Source organism: Embleya sp. NPDC005971 (genome assembly GCF_040629175.1).
GTDB lineage: Bacteria > Actinomycetota > Actinomycetes > Streptomycetales > Streptomycetaceae > Embleya.
In genome coordinates, this window is the sequence record NZ_JBEXUX010000065.1 from 37,114 (window position 1) to 55,782 (window position 18,669).

The 18,669-nt window shown below is 73.3% G+C and carries 15 protein-coding genes; 9 read left to right on the forward strand and 6 right to left on the reverse strand.

Annotated elements, in window-relative coordinates:
• Positions 1–53: 53 nt before the first annotated feature.
• The gene (locus tag ABZ374_RS38510; RefSeq protein ID WP_360320720.1) at positions 54–785 is read left to right on the forward strand and encodes a GntR family transcriptional regulator; all 732 of its coding nucleotides are present in this window, start codon (positions 54–56) and stop codon (positions 783–785) included.
• A 109-nt stretch (positions 786–894) separates the two neighbouring features.
• Here ABZ374_RS38510 and ABZ374_RS38515 read toward each other — a convergent pair whose 3' ends face one another.
• Complete coding sequence (locus ABZ374_RS38515) at positions 895–1,779, reverse strand: GntR family transcriptional regulator (RefSeq protein WP_360320723.1); 885 nt, start codon at positions 1,777–1,779, stop codon at positions 895–897.
• A 469-nt stretch (positions 1,780–2,248) separates the two neighbouring features.
• Between ABZ374_RS38515 and ABZ374_RS38520 the strand changes: the two genes are divergently transcribed.
• Both ABZ374_RS38520 and ABZ374_RS38525 read left to right on the forward strand, forming a co-directional pair.
• Positions 2,249–4,237 carry a hypothetical protein gene (locus ABZ374_RS38520; protein WP_360320726.1) on the forward strand — a complete coding sequence of 663 codons (1,989 nt, stop codon included), beginning with the start codon at positions 2,249–2,251 and terminating at the stop codon, positions 4,235–4,237.
• Between the two features lie 136 nt (positions 4,238–4,373).
• Positions 4,374–5,018: a TetR/AcrR family transcriptional regulator gene (locus ABZ374_RS38525; RefSeq protein ID WP_360320729.1), complete on the forward strand. Its 645-nt coding sequence runs from the start codon at positions 4,374–4,376 to the stop codon at positions 5,016–5,018.
• 265 nt (positions 5,019–5,283) lie between these two features.
• Here ABZ374_RS38525 and ABZ374_RS38530 read toward each other — a convergent pair whose 3' ends face one another.
• The gene (locus tag ABZ374_RS38530) at positions 5,284–6,045 is read right to left on the reverse strand and encodes a 3-hydroxyacyl-CoA dehydrogenase (RefSeq protein WP_360320732.1); all 762 of its coding nucleotides are present in this window, start codon (positions 6,043–6,045) and stop codon (positions 5,284–5,286) included.
• 56 nt (positions 6,046–6,101) lie between these two features.
• Positions 6,102–7,280, reverse strand: a complete 1,179-nt coding sequence (locus tag ABZ374_RS38535; RefSeq protein ID WP_360320735.1) for a thiolase family protein — start codon at positions 7,278–7,280, stop codon at positions 6,102–6,104.
• 167 nt (positions 7,281–7,447) lie between these two features.
• On the opposite strand from ABZ374_RS38535, the gene ABZ374_RS38540 reads away from it, so the two are divergent.
• Positions 7,448–8,083, forward strand: coding sequence for a TetR/AcrR family transcriptional regulator (locus ABZ374_RS38540; protein ID WP_360320738.1), 636 nt, complete (start codon positions 7,448–7,450; stop codon positions 8,081–8,083).
• 133 nt (positions 8,084–8,216) lie between these two features.
• Entirely contained in the window at positions 8,217–9,035 is an 819-nt protein-coding gene (locus tag ABZ374_RS38545) for a DUF2127 domain-containing protein (RefSeq protein ID WP_360320741.1), read from the forward strand.
• Between the two features lie 87 nt (positions 9,036–9,122).
• Here ABZ374_RS38545 and ABZ374_RS38550 read toward each other — a convergent pair whose 3' ends face one another.
• Positions 9,123–10,052 (reverse strand): NADP-dependent oxidoreductase, encoded by a 930-nt coding sequence (locus ABZ374_RS38550; RefSeq protein ID WP_360320744.1) that lies wholly within the window; start codon positions 10,050–10,052, stop codon positions 9,123–9,125.
• Between the two features lie 123 nt (positions 10,053–10,175).
• On the opposite strand from ABZ374_RS38550, the gene ABZ374_RS38555 reads away from it, so the two are divergent.
• From ABZ374_RS38555 to ABZ374_RS38570, 4 genes are all read left to right on the forward strand, one after another.
• Positions 10,176–10,589, forward strand: a complete 414-nt coding sequence (locus ABZ374_RS38555) for a helix-turn-helix domain-containing protein (protein ID WP_360320747.1) — start codon at positions 10,176–10,178, stop codon at positions 10,587–10,589.
• Positions 10,590–10,796: 207 nt separating this feature from the next.
• The gene (locus ABZ374_RS38560) at positions 10,797–11,324 is read left to right on the forward strand and encodes a sigma-70 family RNA polymerase sigma factor (protein WP_360320750.1); all 528 of its coding nucleotides are present in this window, start codon (positions 10,797–10,799) and stop codon (positions 11,322–11,324) included.
• Entirely contained in the window at positions 11,321–12,442 is a 1,122-nt protein-coding gene (locus ABZ374_RS38565) for a hypothetical protein (protein ID WP_360320753.1), read from the forward strand. The genes ABZ374_RS38560 and ABZ374_RS38565 overlap by 4 nt, the downstream gene beginning before the upstream one ends.
• Positions 12,443–12,560: 118 nt before the next feature.
• Positions 12,561–17,216, forward strand: a complete 4,656-nt coding sequence (locus ABZ374_RS38570) for an FtsK/SpoIIIE domain-containing protein (RefSeq protein ID WP_360320756.1) — start codon at positions 12,561–12,563, stop codon at positions 17,214–17,216.
• Positions 17,217–17,297: 81 nt separating this feature from the next.
• Here the strand turns inward: ABZ374_RS38570 and ABZ374_RS38575 are convergent, their stop codons facing one another.
• Together ABZ374_RS38575 and ABZ374_RS38580 are read right to left on the reverse strand one after the other, a co-directional pair.
• On the reverse strand, positions 17,298–17,597 hold the full coding sequence (locus tag ABZ374_RS38575) for a hypothetical protein (RefSeq protein ID WP_360320759.1): 300 nt from the start codon (positions 17,595–17,597) through the stop codon (positions 17,298–17,300).
• Positions 17,598–17,676: 79 nt separating this feature from the next.
• Entirely contained in the window at positions 17,677–18,552 is an 876-nt protein-coding gene (locus tag ABZ374_RS38580; RefSeq protein ID WP_360320762.1) for a hypothetical protein, read from the reverse strand.
• Positions 18,553–18,669: the final 117 nt, after the last annotated feature.

Genomic DNA, 18,669 nt, shown 5'->3' on the forward strand with positions numbered 1-18,669 from the left:
CCGAATCGACGCCCGTCGCGCCCCCGGGACGCGGCCGGGCAGTGAGGAGCGTCATGGCGAATGCGAGTCCGCCCGGCTACCGCACCGGCGGCGAGGGCCGGCCCGGGTCGATGACCGGCTCGGCGTACCGGGAGGTCCGGCGTCGGGTGTTGCACCTGGAACTCGCGCCCGGCGCACGATTCACCGAGAAGGCGGTGGCCGGCGAACTGGGCATGAGCAAGACGCCCGTGCACGAGGCGCTCGCCCTGCTCGCCGAGGACGGTTTCGTGGAGGTGCTTCCGCGCAGCGGCTACCGGGTCTCCCGGGTCACCCTGCGCTCCGCGCGCGAATTGTTCGACCTGCATCGGGTGCTGGAGCAGGAGGCGGCGGGGGCGGTGGCCCGGCGGCCGGCCGAGGTGACCGCGCCGATGGCCCGCGAGAGCGCGTGGGTACGGAGCGCGGGGCCGGTCGAGGGCACGGACGCGTGGCTGGACCGATACACCCGGCTGCACCTGCTGCTCGGCGAGCTGGCGGGCAATCGACATCTGCGCCGCGTGTTGGGCGGGACCCTGCACGCCCACCATCGGCTGCTCCGCCTGTGCGTGGCCGCCGACGGGCCGCATCCGCGCTCGATCGCCGGCGACGACGCGCCGCTGCTGGACGCGCTCGCGGCGGGCGACCCGGACGCGGCCCGGCACGCGGTGCACACCCGGCTGAGCGGATGCCGCGAGCGGGTGCTGGACACGTTGCTCTCCAGTGACGCGCTCCTGGACGTGAACATCGCCGGCTCCGCGTCGGGACCGTGACCGGACCCGATCGCCGCACCGACGCGCGGCGGCGCCCGTACCCGACCCGGCCCCGGCCGGCGGCTCGGCGGGCGGGCACTCGACGGGCGCCGGCTCGGCGGGCGACGACTCAGCGGGCCCCGGCGCGAAGCAGGGTGCCCAGGTCCAGGTCGAGCAGGTCGGCCGGCAGCTCGGCGGCGCAGCCGTCGCCGTCGCCGCGGCCCAGATGCGCGGCGACCGGCGGCACCAAGGCGCCGAACACGGCCGCGCCCAGTGCCCGGATGCCGTCCTCGACGGCGGCGGCGGCACCGTCCTGGTCGCCCGCCGCCAGTGCCGCGCTCAGCGGCCCGTGGTCGGGTGCCGGCCAGGTCGGCTCGCCGAGTACGGCGGCCAGGCACAGGTGGCGCAACTGGTGGCGCAGCACGTAGTCCTCGATCTCGGCCGCCCGCCCGTTGCCGGCCCGTTCGGCGAGCGCGGCACCGAACCCGAGCCACCCGAGCGGCACGGACGCGAACCCGGCCCCCACACGCCCCCCGGCCCCCGCCGCCGGCCCGGACGTCGCATCGAGATCCGCAGCGGGACGCGCGTCGGGTGCCGCCCCGGGAGCCGACCCGGACGTCCGCCCCGCCGTCGACCCGCCGGCCAGCACCGTGCGCCGCCACGCCCGCGCCGCCTCGGGCAAGCCGCGCAGCCCCTCCGCATCGCGCCGGCCGGCCGCCAGTCGGGCCGCCAACGTCTCGATCGTCAGCCGCAGTTCGAGCAGTTCCCGGATGTCGCGCAGGGTGACCGGCATGACCAGGTAGCCCGAATGCGGCGCGACCGCGACCAGGCTCTCGTGGGTGAGCAGATTGAGCGCCTCGCGCACCGGCGTCTTGCCCATGTCCAGGGCGGTGGCCAGATCCCCTTCGCTGAACACCGTCCCGGGCGGCATCTCCAGGCGCAGGATGCGGCCTCGAATCGTCTCCCGGGCGAGGGCGGTCCGGCTCTTGGTACGCGCTGTCGGGCTCGGCGTCATGTCCGGATTCTCCTCGGATCCGGGCCGTATTCCGCTCGGCGACGAGGATCGGCGAAGATCGGCAAGCCGGTGCCGCGACCGGTTCACGGAATCCGACGACCCGCGTGTCGATCCCGACGGGACCGGACACTCCCATGCCGGCTGGGACTAATATCTCAGGCAGTCGGGTCTGCGACAAGAACACGGGGGTGCCGCGCGCCCGGGTGGTGCCCACAACGTGGGTCCTCGGCCATCGCCGACGCCGACTCCTGCGATGATCCTCGCGACGAGGAAGGTGGTTTCGGATGACCCGCGCGGCCCGCACGCCGACCGGCGCCGCTCCGAGGCGCGCTCGATCGGGCGTCGGCCGGCCGCCACCGATCCGCGACCGGGCCTACCATCGAAACCGTGTCGAAGGCTCCACCGACCACCTCCGCGAGCCGCACCCGCACGCCATTCCCTCGGGACGAACGACCTTGGACATCGACATATGACCGCGTCGCAGCACACCCGATCCGCATCCCCCGTCACGCTCCTGCGGGAATGGCGCGAGCGCACCGACGGCGCCGCCCTGCACGAGGCCCTGTTCCTCGGCCTGAACGTCGACCTGCCCTTCCTGGAGCGCGTCGCCGTCCCCCTCGCCCGCGGCCTCTCCGCCCGCGTCGCGATCCTCGGGGACGCCGCGCAGGAGGCGCACGACCCCCGCGAGGTGCGCGGCGCGGGTCTGGACTACCTCTACGCGCCCACGGTGTGTCCCGGTGGCCTGCGCGCCAAGCTGGTCGTACTGCTCGGCGAGCACGCGTGCCGGATCGCGATCGGCGGCGGCACCCCCGCACTGCCCGGCTGGGCGGGCGAGGACCGGTTGTGGACGGTGGTCGAGACCGAGGACGACGCGTCCAACGCGTTGCTGGCCGATGTCGCCGACTGGCTGGACAAGCTGCCCGAGGCGGCCGGGGTCGCGATGGCCCCGTGGGCGGGCGAGTATCTGCGCGAGATCGCCGCGCTGCTGACCGAGCGGCACATCCTGGCGGACGAGACGCCCGGGCCCGACGCACGACTGCTGGACAACCTCGACCGTTCGCTGCTGGACCAGGTGCCGGCCGGCCCGGTGGAGGAACTGCACGTGTACGCGCCGGCCGTGGATCCGGCGGGCGACACGCTGCGCGAGTTGATCGCCCGCCTGGCTCCCGCGCGGGTGCTGCTGGGGGTGCACGAGAACTGGTCGGGCCACACCGGCGCGATGTTGCGCACCGCACTCGGCGGTCGTCCCGCCGAGGTGCTCGTGTTGCCCGAACAGCGGCTGGTACACGGCCGGTTCGCGCAGTGGCGGATCGGCGACCGGTGGTTCGCGCTGACCGGGAACGCCGATCTGACCCGCGCCGGGTTCGCCGGCACCGCGGCGGCCGGCGGCGGCCTCGACCTCGCGGTGCGGACCGCCGGCGGTCCGGCGCTGTCGCTCGGCGAGGGCCGGACCACCTCGGTCGCCGGCCTGGACGCGCTGCGCGGCGTCGCGGCCGGCGCCGAACTCGTACTGCTCGGCGCCCGGGCGGACGGCGCGGGACTGCGCGTGGTGCTGGCCGAGGCCGCCCGCGAGCCGGTCACGGTGAGCACCTCGGCCGACGGATCGCCGGGCTCCTGGCGGGAGTTGGGCATCATCCCGAGCGGCGCCTCGAGCGCCGGCTTCCCGCCCGCGGCGGGCCAGGGGCCGGCCGTGCGGGGCAGCGTCACCCGCGCCGACGGCAGCGTGCTGCACTCCGCGGTGGTCTTCGCGTACAGCCCGGCCGCCGCCGCTCGACCGAGCGAGACCCGGCCCACCGCCCGCCCGGAACCCACGCCCGAGCCGCGCTCCGCGACACCCGCACCGGTGCGCGCGGTCGCGCCGCCGCGCCCGGTCGAGACGGCGCCCGCGCCGCCGGCGACTCCGCGCCCGCCGGCCCCGACTCCGACAGCGGCCCCGACTCCGCCGGCCGTGCCGTCGCCGGCGCCGCTGTACGTCCCCTCCCACGACGCCGAGCCGGTCCCGGCCGCACCCGCCGAGGACGGCCCGTACGCCGACGCGATCGAGGAGTTCGCCGCGCACGGCTGGGTCGCCGGCATCGAGGACGGGATCTGGCGGATCACCGGCTCGTTCGGCAACCCGGTCCCGATCGCGGCGGTGGCCGCGACGCGTCTGGCGCAGTACGGCGAGCCGGTACTGATCCAGGCCGGCAACGAGCGCCGGTGGGCCTTCATGGCCTGGCACGCGCCCGACCTGACGCTGCTGAACTGGCCCGCCCGGAACTGGCGCAGCTACCAGATACGTCCCCCGGCCGACCCCGAGTCGCGCTTCCGCGGCGGCGACCTGGCGAGCGTTCCGGGCCGGGTGGGTCCGCTCAACCGACAGATCGGCGACCCGCCGCCCGCGCTGCTGCGCGTGCTGGACGAGGTCGGCATCGGCTTCGCCGAACTGGTCAAGACGCTGCAACAGATCGGCGGCTGAGCGGCGGCCCGAAATCCCGCGCGGCGCGGCCGAGTTCGGCCGGATCGCGGAGCGAACGACCGTCGGCACACCGACCACCAACACGAACGTGCTTCGGAACGGCCGGAGCCCGTGTGCGAATTCAGGAGCAGGACCCATGGCGGAGCCACTCGCGGCGGACCTACGTGCCGACGGCCACACCGATTGGCGCGCGTACGGTCCGCTGTCGTTGCCGCCGATCCTGGCCGCTTCGCTCGCCGCGTTCGACGAGCACGGGTATCACGGGACGACCGTGCGCGACATCGCCCGCCGGGTGGGGGTGACGGTGCCGGCGCTGTACTACCACTACCGGAACAAGCAGGCGCTGCTGGTCGAGTTGCTGATCGGCTCGATGAACGCCGCGCTCGGTCGCTGTCGGGGCGCCCTCGCCGAGGCCGACGACACCCCCTCCGCGCGGTTCGCCGCACTGGTCGAGTGCATCGTGCTGTACATGGCGAACCGCGCGCCGCTGGCCTTCCTGGACACCGAGATGCGCAGCCTCGAACCCGACAACCGGGCCCGCTACATCGCGATGCGCGACGAACTCGAAGCCCTGATGCACGACGCGGTCCGAGACGGCGTGGCCCTGGGCGAGTTCACCACCCCATACCCGATCGACGCCGGCCGCGCCGTCATCACGAGCTGCCAGGCCGTAGCCAACTGGTACCGCCCCACAGGCCCCCTGACCCCCCAACAAATCGCCACCCGCTACGTAACCATCTCCCTGGCCACGGTCGCCCACACCCCCAAAACCAACCCCTGACCCACACCCAACCCCCAACACCGACCAAACACTTCCCAAGCCAAATCAGCCCGCGCCCCTGAGGCAATCAGCCCCGCCGACGCATGAGGACACCCAGCCCCGCCGGCGCATGAGGCGAACCCAGCCCCGCCGGCGCATGAGGCCACCCAGCCCCGCCGGCGCTTGAGGCGAACCAGCCCGGCCGGCGCTTGAGGCCACCTCGGCCGGAGGCCGGGTCACCCCAGCCGGGGCCGGCGCTTGAGGCCAAAGGCCCAGCGCCCAGCGCCTACTTCGGCGCCATCCTGATCGCGCCGTCGAGCCGAATCACCTCACCGTTGAGCATCTGGTTCTCCACGATGTGCGCCACCAACGCCGCATACTCCGCCGGCCGCCCCAGCCGACTCGGATGCGGCACCTGCGCCCCCAGCGAAGCCCGCGCCGCCTCCGGCAACCCCCCGAGCAACGGCGTCTCGAACAACCCGGGCGCAATCGTCATCACCCGCACCGCCACCCCGGCCAGGTCCCGCGCGATCGGCAGCGTCATCGCCGCGATGCCGCCCTTGGACGCGCTGTACGCGGCCTGCCCGATCTGCCCGTCGAAGGCCGCGACCGACGCGGTGTTGACGATCACCCCGCGCTCGCCGTCCACCGGCTCGTGCGCGATCATGCGCTCCGCCGCCAACCGCAGCACATTGAACGTGCCGATCAGGTTGATGTTGACCACCCGCGCGAACAGATCCAGCGGGAAGGCGCCCTTGCGCCCCACCGTACGAGCCGCGTCGGCCACGCCCGCGCAGTTGACGGTGATCGCCAACGTGCCGTTCGCGTCCGCCGCGTCCACCGCCGCCCGTACCTCGTCCTCCCGCGTGACGTCGCCGGGAACGAACACGGCCCGCTCGCCGAGCCGTTCGGCCACGTCCTTGCCCGGGGACGAGGGCAGGTCGAACAGCACGACGGACGCGCCCTCGGCGACGAGCCGTTCGGCGGTGGCCAGGCCCAGACCCGAGGCTCCGCCGGTGATCAGGGCGGTGGTGCCTTCGATACGCATCTATCTGTCTCCGTAGTGATCCGAGCGAACAAAAAACCGAAAGGAACGGAAGAACCTCAGAGCCGCTCGATGATCATCGCGTTGGCCATCCCGCCGCCCTCGCACATCGTCTGCAGCCCGTACCGGCCGCCCGTGGACTCCAACACCCCCAGCAGCGTGCTCAACAACCGCCCGCCGGAGGCCCCGAGCGGATGCCCGAGCGCGATCGCCCCGCCGCGCCGGTTCACCTTCTCCGGGTCGGCGCCCACCTCCGCCGCCCACGCCAACGGCACCGGCGCGAACGCCTCGTTGACCTCGAACGCGTCGATGTCGTCGATGCCCAGGCCGGCCCGTTCGAGCACCTTGCGGGTGGCCGGGACGACCCCGGTGAGCATCAGCAGCGGGTCGTCGCCGGTCACCGCGAACGCGTGGAAGCGGGCGCGCGGCGTCAGCCCGAGCGCGGTCGCGCGCTCCTCGCTCATGATCAACGCGGCGGAGGCGCCGTCGGTGAGCGGCGACGAGTTGCCCGGGGTGATCCGCCAATCGATCTCCGGGAAACGTGCGCCCATGCCCTCGTCCACGAACGCCGGCGCGAGTCCGGCCAGCCCCTCCTCGGTGGTGGTGGGCCGCACCGTCTCGTCCACCCGGTGCACACCGCCGTCGAGGGTGATCGGCACGATCTCCCGATCGAACGCGCCCTCGGCACCGGCCTGCGCGGCGAGCCGATGCGAGCGGGCGGAGAACCGGTCGAGCGCCTCCCGGTCCAGGTTCCAGCGGGCCGCGATCAACTCGGCCGAATAGCCCTGCGGGATCAACCCCTCGGGGTAACGCTTGCCGAGCAATTCGCCGAACGGATCGCCCCCGCGCGCGGCGAAGCCCATCGGCACCCGACTCATCGACTCGACGCCGGCCGCGATCACGATGTCGTACGCGCCGGCGATCACGCCCTGCGCGGCGAAGTGCGCGGCCTGCTGGCTCGATCCGCACTGCCGGTCCACCGTCGTCGCCGGGACGCCGTCCGGGAATCCGGCGGCGAGCACCGCGTTGCGCGCGATGTTGAGCGACTGGTCGCCGGCCTGCGAGACACAGCCCGCGATCACGTCCTCGACCAGCGCGGGGTCGAGATCGTTGCGCTCGACCAGGGCGCGGAGCGTGTGGGCCAGCAGGTCGACCGGGTGGGTGCCGGACAACGCGCCGCCGGGCTTGCCCTTGCCGGACGCGGTCCGCACCGCGTCGACGACGACGGCTGTGGTCATGGTGCTTCGTCCCCTCGGATCCGCGACATTACTGAACGTTCGCTAAGACATTCGACCCTCCGGTGCAATCCCTGTCAAGCATCGACCCGGGCCGCGGGCGTTTCCGGTCGCGGCACCGGCGCCTGACGTACGGCACCCTGCCCGGGGGCGGCACTAGGCTGACCCCCGTGACCAGCGCACCCGTACGCGAACCACGCCAGCACCGCAGTCGCGTCACCCGAGCCAGGCTGCTGGACGCCGCCGTCGAGGTGCTGGCCGAGGTCGGCTGGCTCGGCGGCACCGTCACCGTGGTCGCCGAGCGGGCGAACGTCTCCCGGGGCGCGGTACAGCACCACTTCCCCACTCGCGAGGACCTGTTCACCGCCGCGATCGATCACATGGCCGGGGACCTGTTCACCCGGATACGCCTGGACGGGGCCCGGATCCCACCCGGCCCCGAGCACACCGAGACGGTGCTGGACGCGCTCGTGTCGATGTTCCGGGGCACGCTGTACCGGGCCGCGCTCAACCTGTGGGTGGCCGCGGTGCAGGACGAGACCCTGCGGGCCAGGGTGCTGCCGCTGGATCGGCGACTGAGCGCCGCGATGTACGACATGGCGGTCGATCTGCTCGGCGCGGACGTGTCCCGCCCCGGGGTACCGGCCGCCGTGGAGGGCACGCTCAGTCTGGCCCGGGGACTGGGCGTCCGGGAACTGCTCACCGAGAACGAGGCGCGCCGGCGCACGATCATCCGGCAGTGGGCGGCCCACCTGGACACCGTGCTGACCGGCGCCGAAGCCGGCTGCGGCGCCGGGGCCGGCTGACCCCGCCCCGGCGGATGCGATCCGGTGCCGGAGGAGTCCCCGGGCCGTCATTTCACGCTTCGATGACCAATCCTTGATGCGGACCCGGTCAAACCCGGGACGTAACGCGATCCGAGGGCCATAGCTTCACCGCGTGGACTGGAATCGACGGACCTGCGCCCGACGCGGGCACGAGACGTACGCTCCCGACGAACCGGCGCTGCGTGACCGGCTGCACGCGAGCACGCCGGTCGGCGAGGCGTGGCGCTGCCTGCGCTGCGGCGACTACGTGCTCGGCGAGGTCAAGGGCCGCGGCCCGGCCGGCGACGCGCCGACGGTGATGCGCGGGCGGGCCCTGCGCGACGTGCTGATCCTGCGTTTCCTGGCCGTCGAACGGGCCGCGCGCGGCGTACTGATCCTGGTCGCGGCCTACGCGGTCTGGCGATTCAGCAATTCGCAGGACTCGGTGCGCAGGTTGTTCGAGGACGACCTGACCGCGTTCCGGCCGGTGGCCGAGCACTTCCACTACGACCTGGACCATTCGCCGATCGTCGACTCGATCCGCAAGACCTTCGACTACAAGCACTCGACGCTGGTCTGGGTCGCCGTCGCGATGGTCGCCTACGCGGTGATCGAGATCGTCGAGGCGGTCGGCCTGTGGCTGCTCAAGCGCTGGGCGGAATACCTCACGGTGGTCGCCACCGCGGCCTTCCTGCCGCTGGAGGGCTACGAGATGCGCGAGCACGTGAGCCCGTTCAAGGTGGCCACGCTGGTCCTGAACATCCTCGCGGTCGTCTACATCATCGTCGCGAAGCGGCTGTTCGGAGTCCGCGGCGGGGCCGAGGCGTTCGAGCGCGAACGGCACAGCGAATCGCTGCTGGAGATCGACGAGGCGATCCACGCCGGGCCGCCGCGGCAACCGTGGGAAGAGCACGTACACACGCCCAAGGCGCCACCCGCACGCACCCCCTGACCGTCCCACACCGTCCCGCACCACGAAACCCCGGGCGTCCGGGCCGACTTCCCGGCCCGGCCGCCCGAGCCGCCGGGCGGCCCCGACTCACGGCACCAGCACCAACCGCCCGCGCAGCCCGCCCTCCGCCAGCCGGGTGAACGCCCGGGCCGCGTCCGCGAGCGCGACCACCTCGGCCACCCGCAGGGTCAGCGCGCCCTCGGCCGCCAGCGCGGCCAGTTCCGCCGATCGCGCACCGTCCGCCCGCACCCACAACGGATGCACCCGGATGCCGCGCAGGGCCGGCGGCGCGGCGCCCGCGTTGACGGCCACGAATGCCCCGCCGCCGCGCACCGCGTCCAGCGCGTCCGGGCCGAGCATCGCCGCGTCCAGCACCGCGTCCACGCCACCCGGCACGATCTCCCGCACCCGGTCCGCGAGTTCCGGACCACGCGGGACGAACGAGGCGGCCCCGACGGCGCGGACGAAGTCCTCGTCCGCGGCGCCCGCGACCGCCAGCACGCCCACCCCGCGCGCCGCCGCGAGTTCGACGGCGAAGCCGCCCACCCCGCCCGCCGCACCGGTCACCAGCAGGGTGTCCCCGGCCGACAGGCCGAGCAGGTCCAACCCCTGCCACGCGGTCAGCCCGTTCAGCGGGATCGTCGCCGCCGCGGTCGGGTCCAGACCGGCCGGCAGCGCCCCGACCGCGTCCGCGTCCAACACCACGAACTCGGCCAGTGCCCCGACCCGTACGTCCAGCCGATCGCGCAGCCCGAGCACCGCGTCGCCGACCGCGAACCCGTCGACCCCCGGGCCCACCTCGACCACCTCGCCCGCGACGTCCCAGCCCAGGCCGAACACCTCGCGGGCGGACACCAGGGCGAACCGCACCGGCGCCCCGTCCAGCACCATCGCGTCCACCGGGTTCACCGTCGCCGCCGCGACCCGGATCCGCAGTTGCCCCGGCCCGGGTTCGCGGTCGGGGGTGTCCACGACCTCGACCGCGGGCGAGCCGGCTCGGGCGATCACCGCACGCATGACACCACTCCCACACTCTGCGTCGGGCCGGCCCTCCCGGCCCCTCGACCGCAAACCTACGAAGAGTTACTCTCCCCGGGTAAGCACGTACCCGAAAGTGCGTATCCAACCCGAAGGAGAGCCATGCCGACCCGTACCGCGGCCGAACGCCGCGCCCAGGCCCGCTCCGCGTTCGACGCGTACATGGCCGAGTGCCCGGCCCGGCGGCTCCTGGACGGGATCAGCGACAAATGGGTCAGCCTGCTCGTCAACGCGCTGGCGGACGGCCCGCAGCGTTACAGCGACCTGTCCCGCCGAGTCGCCGGAGTCAGCCAGAAGATGCTCACCCAGACCCTGCGCAACCTCGAACGCGACGGCCTGGTCACCCGCACCGTCACGCCCTCCGTCCCGGTCCGGGTCGACTACGCGTTGACCCCGCTGGGCGAGAGCCTGCTGCCGCTGATGCGGGCCATCAAGTCCTGGGCCGAGCAGCACATTCCCGAGGTGGACCGGGCGCGCGAGCGCTACGACGGGCAACACCCGCCGACGGTCGGCTGATCGGGCCCGGCCCGGCTCCGCCCACTCGCCCGCCCGCCGCCGGCAGCGCCCCACCTGCGTGTTCGGGCTGCACGGCCCCGGGTCACCGGGGGTCCGCCAGAAGATCGCCGACTGTTCATTTTCCGGCCCGCCGAGGGTATTTCCGGCTCCATATCGTGATCTTGACCGGCGGAACGGACGCCGGCCGAACTTCCGAGGAGCCCAGTCGTGTCGCCTGGCCGTGAGACCCACGAGCGCGAACGGCGGATCGAACTGCTGATGGCGGAGAGCACGCCGTTGCGCAGGTACGTGAGCGGAATCCTGGGCGCGGATCTGCACACCGTCGAAGACGTGGTCCAGGAAACGCTGTTACGTGCCTGGGAAGCGGCGGACCGGCTGGACTGGGACGGCAGGCCGATCCGGATGTGGCTGTTCCGGGTCGCCCGCAACCTGGCCGTGGACGCCCGACGGCGCAACCGATCGCTGCCCGTGGGCATCGACCCGAGCGAGTTCGCCGGGTTGCCCGCGGTGCCCGATCCGGCCGCGACCATCGTGGATCGGTGCGTGCTCGTGGGGGCGTTGCGCGCACTGGCCGCGCCGCACCGCGAGGCGCTCGCCCAGGTGCATCTGCTCGATCGCAGCGGCGCGGACGTCGCGCGCACCCTGGGGATACCGCGCGGGACGGTCAAGTCTCGTACCTACCACGGGATCGCGGCCATCCGTCGGGAGCCGGCCGCGATCGAGGAGAGCGGATGACAGGCTCCGAGGACCTCGCCATGCAGGTCGCCGGACACGATGTGACGACCCTGCTCGGCTATGCGGGGATCCTCATCCTCGTCTACGCCCTCGCCCACTGGGCCGCGATGCGGCGCGGCGGATGGCGCTTCGTGCGCCGTCGGCTGCGCCGCGAACTCGCGCTCACGGTGTCGGCGTTCGCCGAGCCGGTCACCGCGTTCAGCCGCTATCGGCGACGCCGTCGGCTGCTGGTGCGGGCGTTGCGCGAGCCGAACACCTGGGTCGACGCCGAGCACGCGCTGCAACTCGCGGCGCGGGTCGCGGCCGGCGCCCGTCCGTACGGCGCGTTGGTCGAGCGCGACGTGGTGGGCGTGTTGGTCTCCTGCGGGCCGGACCTGCCCGTGCCCGCCGAGCCGTGGGCGGTCGACGAACTCGACCCCCGGCTGTGGTGGATCGCGCGCACCGACCTGGAAGTCGGCAGTGGTCCGGCTCCATTGCTGGTCGCGGTCGGCACCCGGCAGGAGGCGGTGGTCTTCCTCGACCTGTTGACCGGCCCGCGCGTACTGGCGGTGTCCGGCGAACGACGCGGCGCGCGGGCCACCGTGCAGGCGCTCGCGGCCCAGCTCGACGCCCGGTTGCCGGCCGGCGCGGTCACCGTCGCGGAGGGCATCCATCCCCGGCACGCCGGACCGAGCACGGCCGAGGCGTTCACCCGGGCGACCACCGCCGCCGCGAGCCGCCGCCATCCGCAGGTCGTGGTGTGCGCGGACACCCCCGATGTGCCCGCCGCCTCACCGGTGTCGGTGCTGACCCTGGGTCGACCGCGCGGCCACGCCCGGTTGTTGGCGGTGTCGCCGACCGGCGCGCTGCTCGTGCACGGCACCCCGCTGCGGGTGGACGCCCGGCCGCTGCCGCGCTCGGTCGCCGCGACGGTGTGGCAACTGCCGCCGTGGGCCACGGAGGACGCGACGCTCCCGGTGCCGATCGCGGCCGATCCGGACCTGGATCCGGTGCCGGCCGCGGCGTCGACGCCGGTTTCCGTCCAGGGCCCGGCGAGCCCGACCGAGCCGACCCCGCACGACGATTTCGACGAGCCCGCCGACACCGACAAGCCGAGCGGCGTCTCCGTCGACGTGTGATCCCCCGCTTCCCACACGCCGGACGGGCCGTTGATCGGCCCGTCCGGCGTTTGCCCGCGTCCCTGCCCAGGCCGCACCCCCGGCCCCAATCCCCGCCCACCCCCAGGAGCACGCCAACGTGAGACTCACCGTCACCACCGTGGACACCGCGGACGGTTTGCGCCGCGACCATCTCGTGGACCTCCCGCCCGGGAGCACCGTGGCGGATCTCGCGACCGCCGTGCGGCGACCGGCCGCACCCGTGGAAGCCGCCCCCGAGGGGCGACCCGCCGAGCTGAGCGCGTTCCTGGACGGCAACGCGCCGGACGACGGGCAGACGCTCTACCTCGGCGACACCGCGCTGGACCCGCAGGCTCCGCTGACCGTCTCCGGCATCCACGAGGCCGCCGTGCTCGGCTTGGGCGCACCGGCCGCCGAGCCCGATCGGGTGCGGCTACCCCGGCACCCCTTCGATCCGCAGACCCTGGTGCAGGTGCACGCGGTGTCCGGCCCCTACACCGGCCGGGTCTGGCCGCTGGGCCCGGGAAGCCACGAGATCGGCGCCGACGAGGGCTGCGCGATCCGGCTGCCGGCCGCCGACGTGCCCGCCCGGGGCCTGTGGGTGACGATCTGCCCCGACGGCTCGGCGTATTGGCATCGCACCGTCCCCGACGACGGCGCGGTGCACGGCCGCGAGGTCGCGCCGCCGCCCACCGACGCGATCACCGCCGCCGCGGCGCTGCCCCGCAAGCACGAGGAACGGGTCCTGGAGGACGAGCGCGAGGCGGACCTCAAGGTCGAGCGGGAGAGCGCCCGGATCGCCCCGCCCAAGGAGCCCGCGGTCCGCGCTCCCGCGCCGCCGGGAACCCCCTGGCTGCACGAGTCGGACCTGGTCGTCGGCCCGTCCCTGCTCCGGCTGTCCGAGCCGGTCGAGCCGGACGCCGACGTCACGCCCTCCGACGACGGCATCGGGTTGGACTACAACCGGCCGCCCCGGATCGCCCCGCACCTGGACGCGGAGAAGATCCGGCTGCCCTCGCCGCCGCTCGACCCGAACCGGCTGCCGTTCCCGCTGCTGGTGATGATCGCGCCACTGGTGATGGGTCTGGCCATGGTCGGGTTCTTCAAGTCGTACTTCTATCTGATCTTCTGCATCATGAGCCCGTTCATGGCGATCGCGAACTGGATCTCCGGCCGCCGCAGCAATCGGGTCAAGCATCAGCTCGACGGCGTGCAGTACCGACGCCGGTTGCGCGTCCTGCACGCGGACATCCACACCGCCGTGCGACGCGAGCGCATCGTCCGCAGCGACGTCGGCCCCGACCCGGCCGCGGTCGCGCTGATCGCGACCGGCCCGGGCAGCCGGTTGTGGGAGCGGCGCCGACGCGACGCCGACCATCTGGTGTTGCGGATCGGCACGGTGGATCAGCCGTCGGTCAAGGAGGTCGAGGATCCGGCCCGGGACGAGCATCACCGCACCGCGAGCTGGACGTTGCCCGATACGCCCATCGGCGTCGAGATCCCCGACCACGGGGTGCTCGGCGTAGCCGGTCCGACCGAGCCGATCCAGGCGCTGGCCCGCTGGCTGGTGATCCAGGCCGCCGTCCTGCACAGTCCGCGCGACCTGCGCGTGGTGGTGCTGACCGATCCCGAGCGGGCCGCCGACTGGGCCTGGGTGCGCTGGTTGCCGCACCTGCGCCCGCAGTCGCGCTCGGCCGCGCCGGTCGTCCTGCTCGGCACCGACCCGGAGTCCACCGCCAACCGCATCTCCGAACTGGTCGCGCAGATCCAGGGCCGACAGCGCAGCATGGGCTCGTCGATGGGCCAGGCCATGTTCAGCGGTCCCGACATCCTGGTGATCGCCGACGGCGCCCGGCAGTTGCGCGAGGTGCCCGGCATGGTCCAGGTGCTCACCGAGGGCCCGCCGGCCCGGGTGTTCAGCGTCTGTCTGGACGAACGCGAGCGGCTGCTGCCGGAGGAGTGCACCGCCGTCGTGCTGGCCGCGGGTCGAAACCTGACCGTGCGCCAGACCGGGCTGCCCGACGTGGCGGACGTGCGGGCCGACCACGTGGACGCGGCGTGGTGCGAGCAACTGGCCCGTTCCCTGGCCCCGTTGCGCGACGTCAGCCCCGAGCACGACAGCGGCCTGCCGCAGACCGTCAAGCTGCTCGACCTGGTCGACGCCGAACCACCGAAGGCGGCCGATTTCCTGGCCCGTTGGGCCCGCCGACCGGCCTCGACCACCTTCACCCTGGGCGCCGGGTACGACGGGCCACTGCGCATCGACCTGGTCCGCGACGGCCCGCACGGCCTGATCGCGGGCACCACGGGATCGGGCAAATCCGAGCTGTTGCAGAGCTTCGTGGCCGCGCTCGCGGTGGCCAATCGCCCGGACGAGCTGACCTTCGTACTGGTCGACTACAAGGGCGGCAGCGCGTTCAGCGAGTGCGCCGAACTCCCGCACACCCTGGGCATGGTCACCGACCTGGACGAACACCTGGCCACCCGGGCGCTGGAGTCGCTGGCCGCGGAACTGCGGCGCCGCGAGCACCTGTTGGCCGACGTGGGCGCCAAGGACCACCCCGAGTACCGGGGCAAGCGCACCGCCGACCCGACCCTGGCGCCGTTGCCCCGACTGATCCTGGTGATCGACGAGTTCGCCACCCTGGTCCGCGAGGTGCCGGACTTCGTCACGGGGCTGATCAACATCGCCCAGCGCGGCCGTTCACTCGGCATCCACCTGGTACTGGCCACCCAGCGCCCGGCCGGCGTGGTCACCGGCGACATCCGCGCCAACACCAACCTGCGGATCGCGCTGCGGGTGACGGACGCGGGCGAGAGCCAGGACATCATCGACACCATGGAGGCCGTGCACATCTCGGCCGGCACCCCGGGCCGGGCGCTGATCCGCACCGGACCCAACGCCGCGGTGCCGTTCCAGGCCGCGTGGGTGGGCGCCGAGCGGCCGATCCCCGGCGGCCCCGAGACCGGCCCGACGCGTTCGGTGCGCGCCACCGAGCTGACCCTGAGCGGCCTGGGCCGCCCGGTGGCGCTGCCGGTGATCGACGAGGGCCCGGAGACCGCCGACGCACCCAACCCGACCGACCTGAACTCGCTGGTCCTGGCCCTGCGCGAGGCGGCCGAGACACTGCCCGACTACACCGCGCAGCCCAGCCCGTGGTTGCCGGCGCTGGCCGAACGGGTGCTCCTGGACGACCTGCCGACGGTGGAACGCGCCGACGTCGACCCGTCCGACACCTGCCCGGCGCCCATCCCCTACGCCCTGGAGGACATTCCGCAGCTCCAGCAGCAGCGGGTGACCACGATGGACCTGGCCACGTTCGGCCACCTGTACGTGATCGGCTCGCCGCGCTCGGGCCGCACCCAGGTACTGCGCACCCTCGCGGGTTCCGCGGCGCACTCCGCGAGTTGCGCCGACGTGCACCTGTACGGGATCGACGCGGGCGGCGGCGGGCTGGCCGCGCTGGAGACCCTGCCGCACTGCGGCGCGGTGGTCTCGCGGCACGACATGGAGCGGATGGGGCGCCTGTTGGGCCGCCTGGTCCGCGAGTTGACCGAGCGGCAGGAGCAGTGCAGCGCGCGCAACGCCGCCGGATTGGTGGAGTTGCGCCGGATGCTCCCGGCCGCCGAGCGGCCCGCGCACATCGTGGTCCTGCTGGACGGCTGGGACTCGCTGGTCGCGCTGCTCGACGACCACGACGGCGGCCGGCTCGTGGACGACATGATGCGCCTGCTGCGCGAGGGCGCGGCGGCCGGCATCCACATCGTGGCGACGTCCGAACGGGCGCTGCTGAGCGGGCGGTTGGCCGCGCACAACGACCACAAGTTGTTGCTGCGCCAGGCGGATCGCAGCGACTACCAGATCGCCGGCATGCCGATGCGCAAGGTGCCGGCGGTGATCGGGCCCGGGCGCGGCTGGCACGTGTTGTCCCAGACGGAGAGTCAGGTCGCGCTGCTCGCGCCCGATCCGAGCGGGCAGGAGCAGGCCGAGGCGCTGCGCCGGATCGGCACGGCGGCGGCCTTGCGGGACGCCGCGGTGCCGCCCGCCCGCATGCCGGTGCTGATCCCGACGCTGCCGCGGGTGGTCGAGTTCGCGGCCGCGTACGAGCGGGTGCCGGCCGAGTTGCGCCGCCCGATGTGGGGGCTGCTGGGCATCGGCGGCGACAGTGCGGAGCCGATCGGGGCGGACTTCGCCGCCAGGTCGGTGTTCTGCGTGATCGGGCCCGCCGGGACCGGGCGCAGCACCACCCTCGCGTCGTTGTCGGTGTCCTTGCTCGCGGGCGGCACTTCGCTGGTGGTACTGACCCCGCGCGAATCGCCGCTGCGTGGCCTCGGGCAACATCCGCAGGTGCGGCTGCTGACCGAGGAGAACCCCGCCGCCGAGGACGTCGAGCGCGCGTTGGCGGAGTTGTCCGGTCCGCGTGTGGTGGTGGTCGACGACGCCGAGCTGCTCGGGATGCCCGCCGCCGACCGGGTCCTGCGCGACCTGGCGGTCGCGGGCCGCGACCGAGGGCAGGGGCTGCTGTACGCGGGGTCCTACGACGCCCTCCAGGTGGCGATGGGCAGTTGGCTCACCGCGGCCCGGCGCGGCAGTCGCAGCGGCATCCTGCTCGCACCGAAGAACATGCAGGAGGGCGACATGATCGGCGTACGGCTGCCGACGAACGTGGTGCGCTCGGCGCCGCCCGGGATCGGCCGGGGCTGGACCGCCGGTCCCGGTGGTGCGCCGATGGCGGTGCAGGTGCCGCTGACGGTACTGCGGTCGGCCCCGTAGCCGGGCCGGCCTCCGCGTCGGGCACACGAGTTCGGGCCGCTTCCCCTCGGGGGAGGCGGCCCGAATCGGTTCGGCGAGGGCTCAGTTCTTCTTCAGGTTCTTCGCCATCTCCACGTCCATCTCGTGCATCTGGGTGCGGATCTTGGCGAACATCTCGGAGAAGATCAGGATGCCGTCGACGGCGGCGGTCAGGCTGGTGTTGAACTTCGAGTAGGCCTCGCGCATGGCCGGGCTCGATTCCTTGAAGACCATGCCGTTGTCGAGCAGCCCGTTCACGTCGGAGAGCAGGGTGTTGATCATCGGCGTGATGGTCTCTTTGGCCGTGGTGAGCTTGCCGGCGACCTCGTCGATGCGGCCGAAGTCGAGTGCGATATCGGGCATGGTTCCTCCAGGGAAGATCGGCTCGTCGTGGGGGTACGACGAACGGGGGCTACGGGGGCTTGGGGGATGCGGGGGCGGGTCAGTCGCGGCGCGGGATGCGCCCGCCGCCACCGCCGCCGCCGGAGCCGGGCGGAACGGGCTTCTCCGGGGGCTTGGGTGTGGTGTCCACCCATTGGTGTTTGCCGTCGACGCGCACGTAGGTGTGCGTCTTCCCCTCGGAGTCGACCACCTTCTGGGTGCCGCCGCCGTCCGCGTTCAGGTGCGTCTCGGTGGTGGTCACGCTGCCGTCCGCCGCGGTGGAGACGGTGGTGTAGTTCAGTCGGCTCGAGTCGTAGGTGGTGACCGAGGTGTAGGTCTGGCCGTTGCTGACGACCTTGGTCTCCTCCTTGATCACGTTGCCGTCGGCGTCCAGGGTCAGATGGGTCTCGATCCGGCCGCCGTTGGGCGTGGTGATCACCTGATCCAGCGGCGGTTTGTCGCCGGGGTCGGTGGCCTTGCAGAACTCCGGGAGGTTGCCGTCCGGGCCGGGTGTGGCGCACTCGGACAGGTGGTCCTGCTTGTACTTCCAGGCGGCGACCTTGTTCCGCCACTCCGCCAGGCCCATCGTGGCGCCCATCACGCCCATGCCCTCGGTGATCTGCGCGTCGGCGTTGAAGTAGGCGTCGCCGACCTTGCCGAAACAGTCGCCGAGTTTCTTCAGCAGGTCCTCGGCCCGGGTCATCGGGCCCGCGGACAGCCGGTACAGGCTGCGGAACGCGCCGGTCAGCGTCGGGTCGCCGAAGACCGCCTGGGCGTCCGTGTAACCGCCCTTGCCCAGGGTCGCGAAGTCGCTGGACTTGAGCGTGGGCGAGATCCGGCCGGCGAGGTCGTACAGGTCCTTCTTGGCCTCGCTCAACGTGCTGTAGTCCAGCGCGAAGTCGACCACGTCCGCTCCCGTCGGCCATCGCGGATCCACCGACCGGATCCGTCGCCGTGACCACGCCCGGGCCACTCGGTCGGTTCATCGCGAGGCCGATGAGCGGACGCCGGCAGGCACGTGGGGGTGGGCGTGGCGAGCCTGACGAACCTGCTC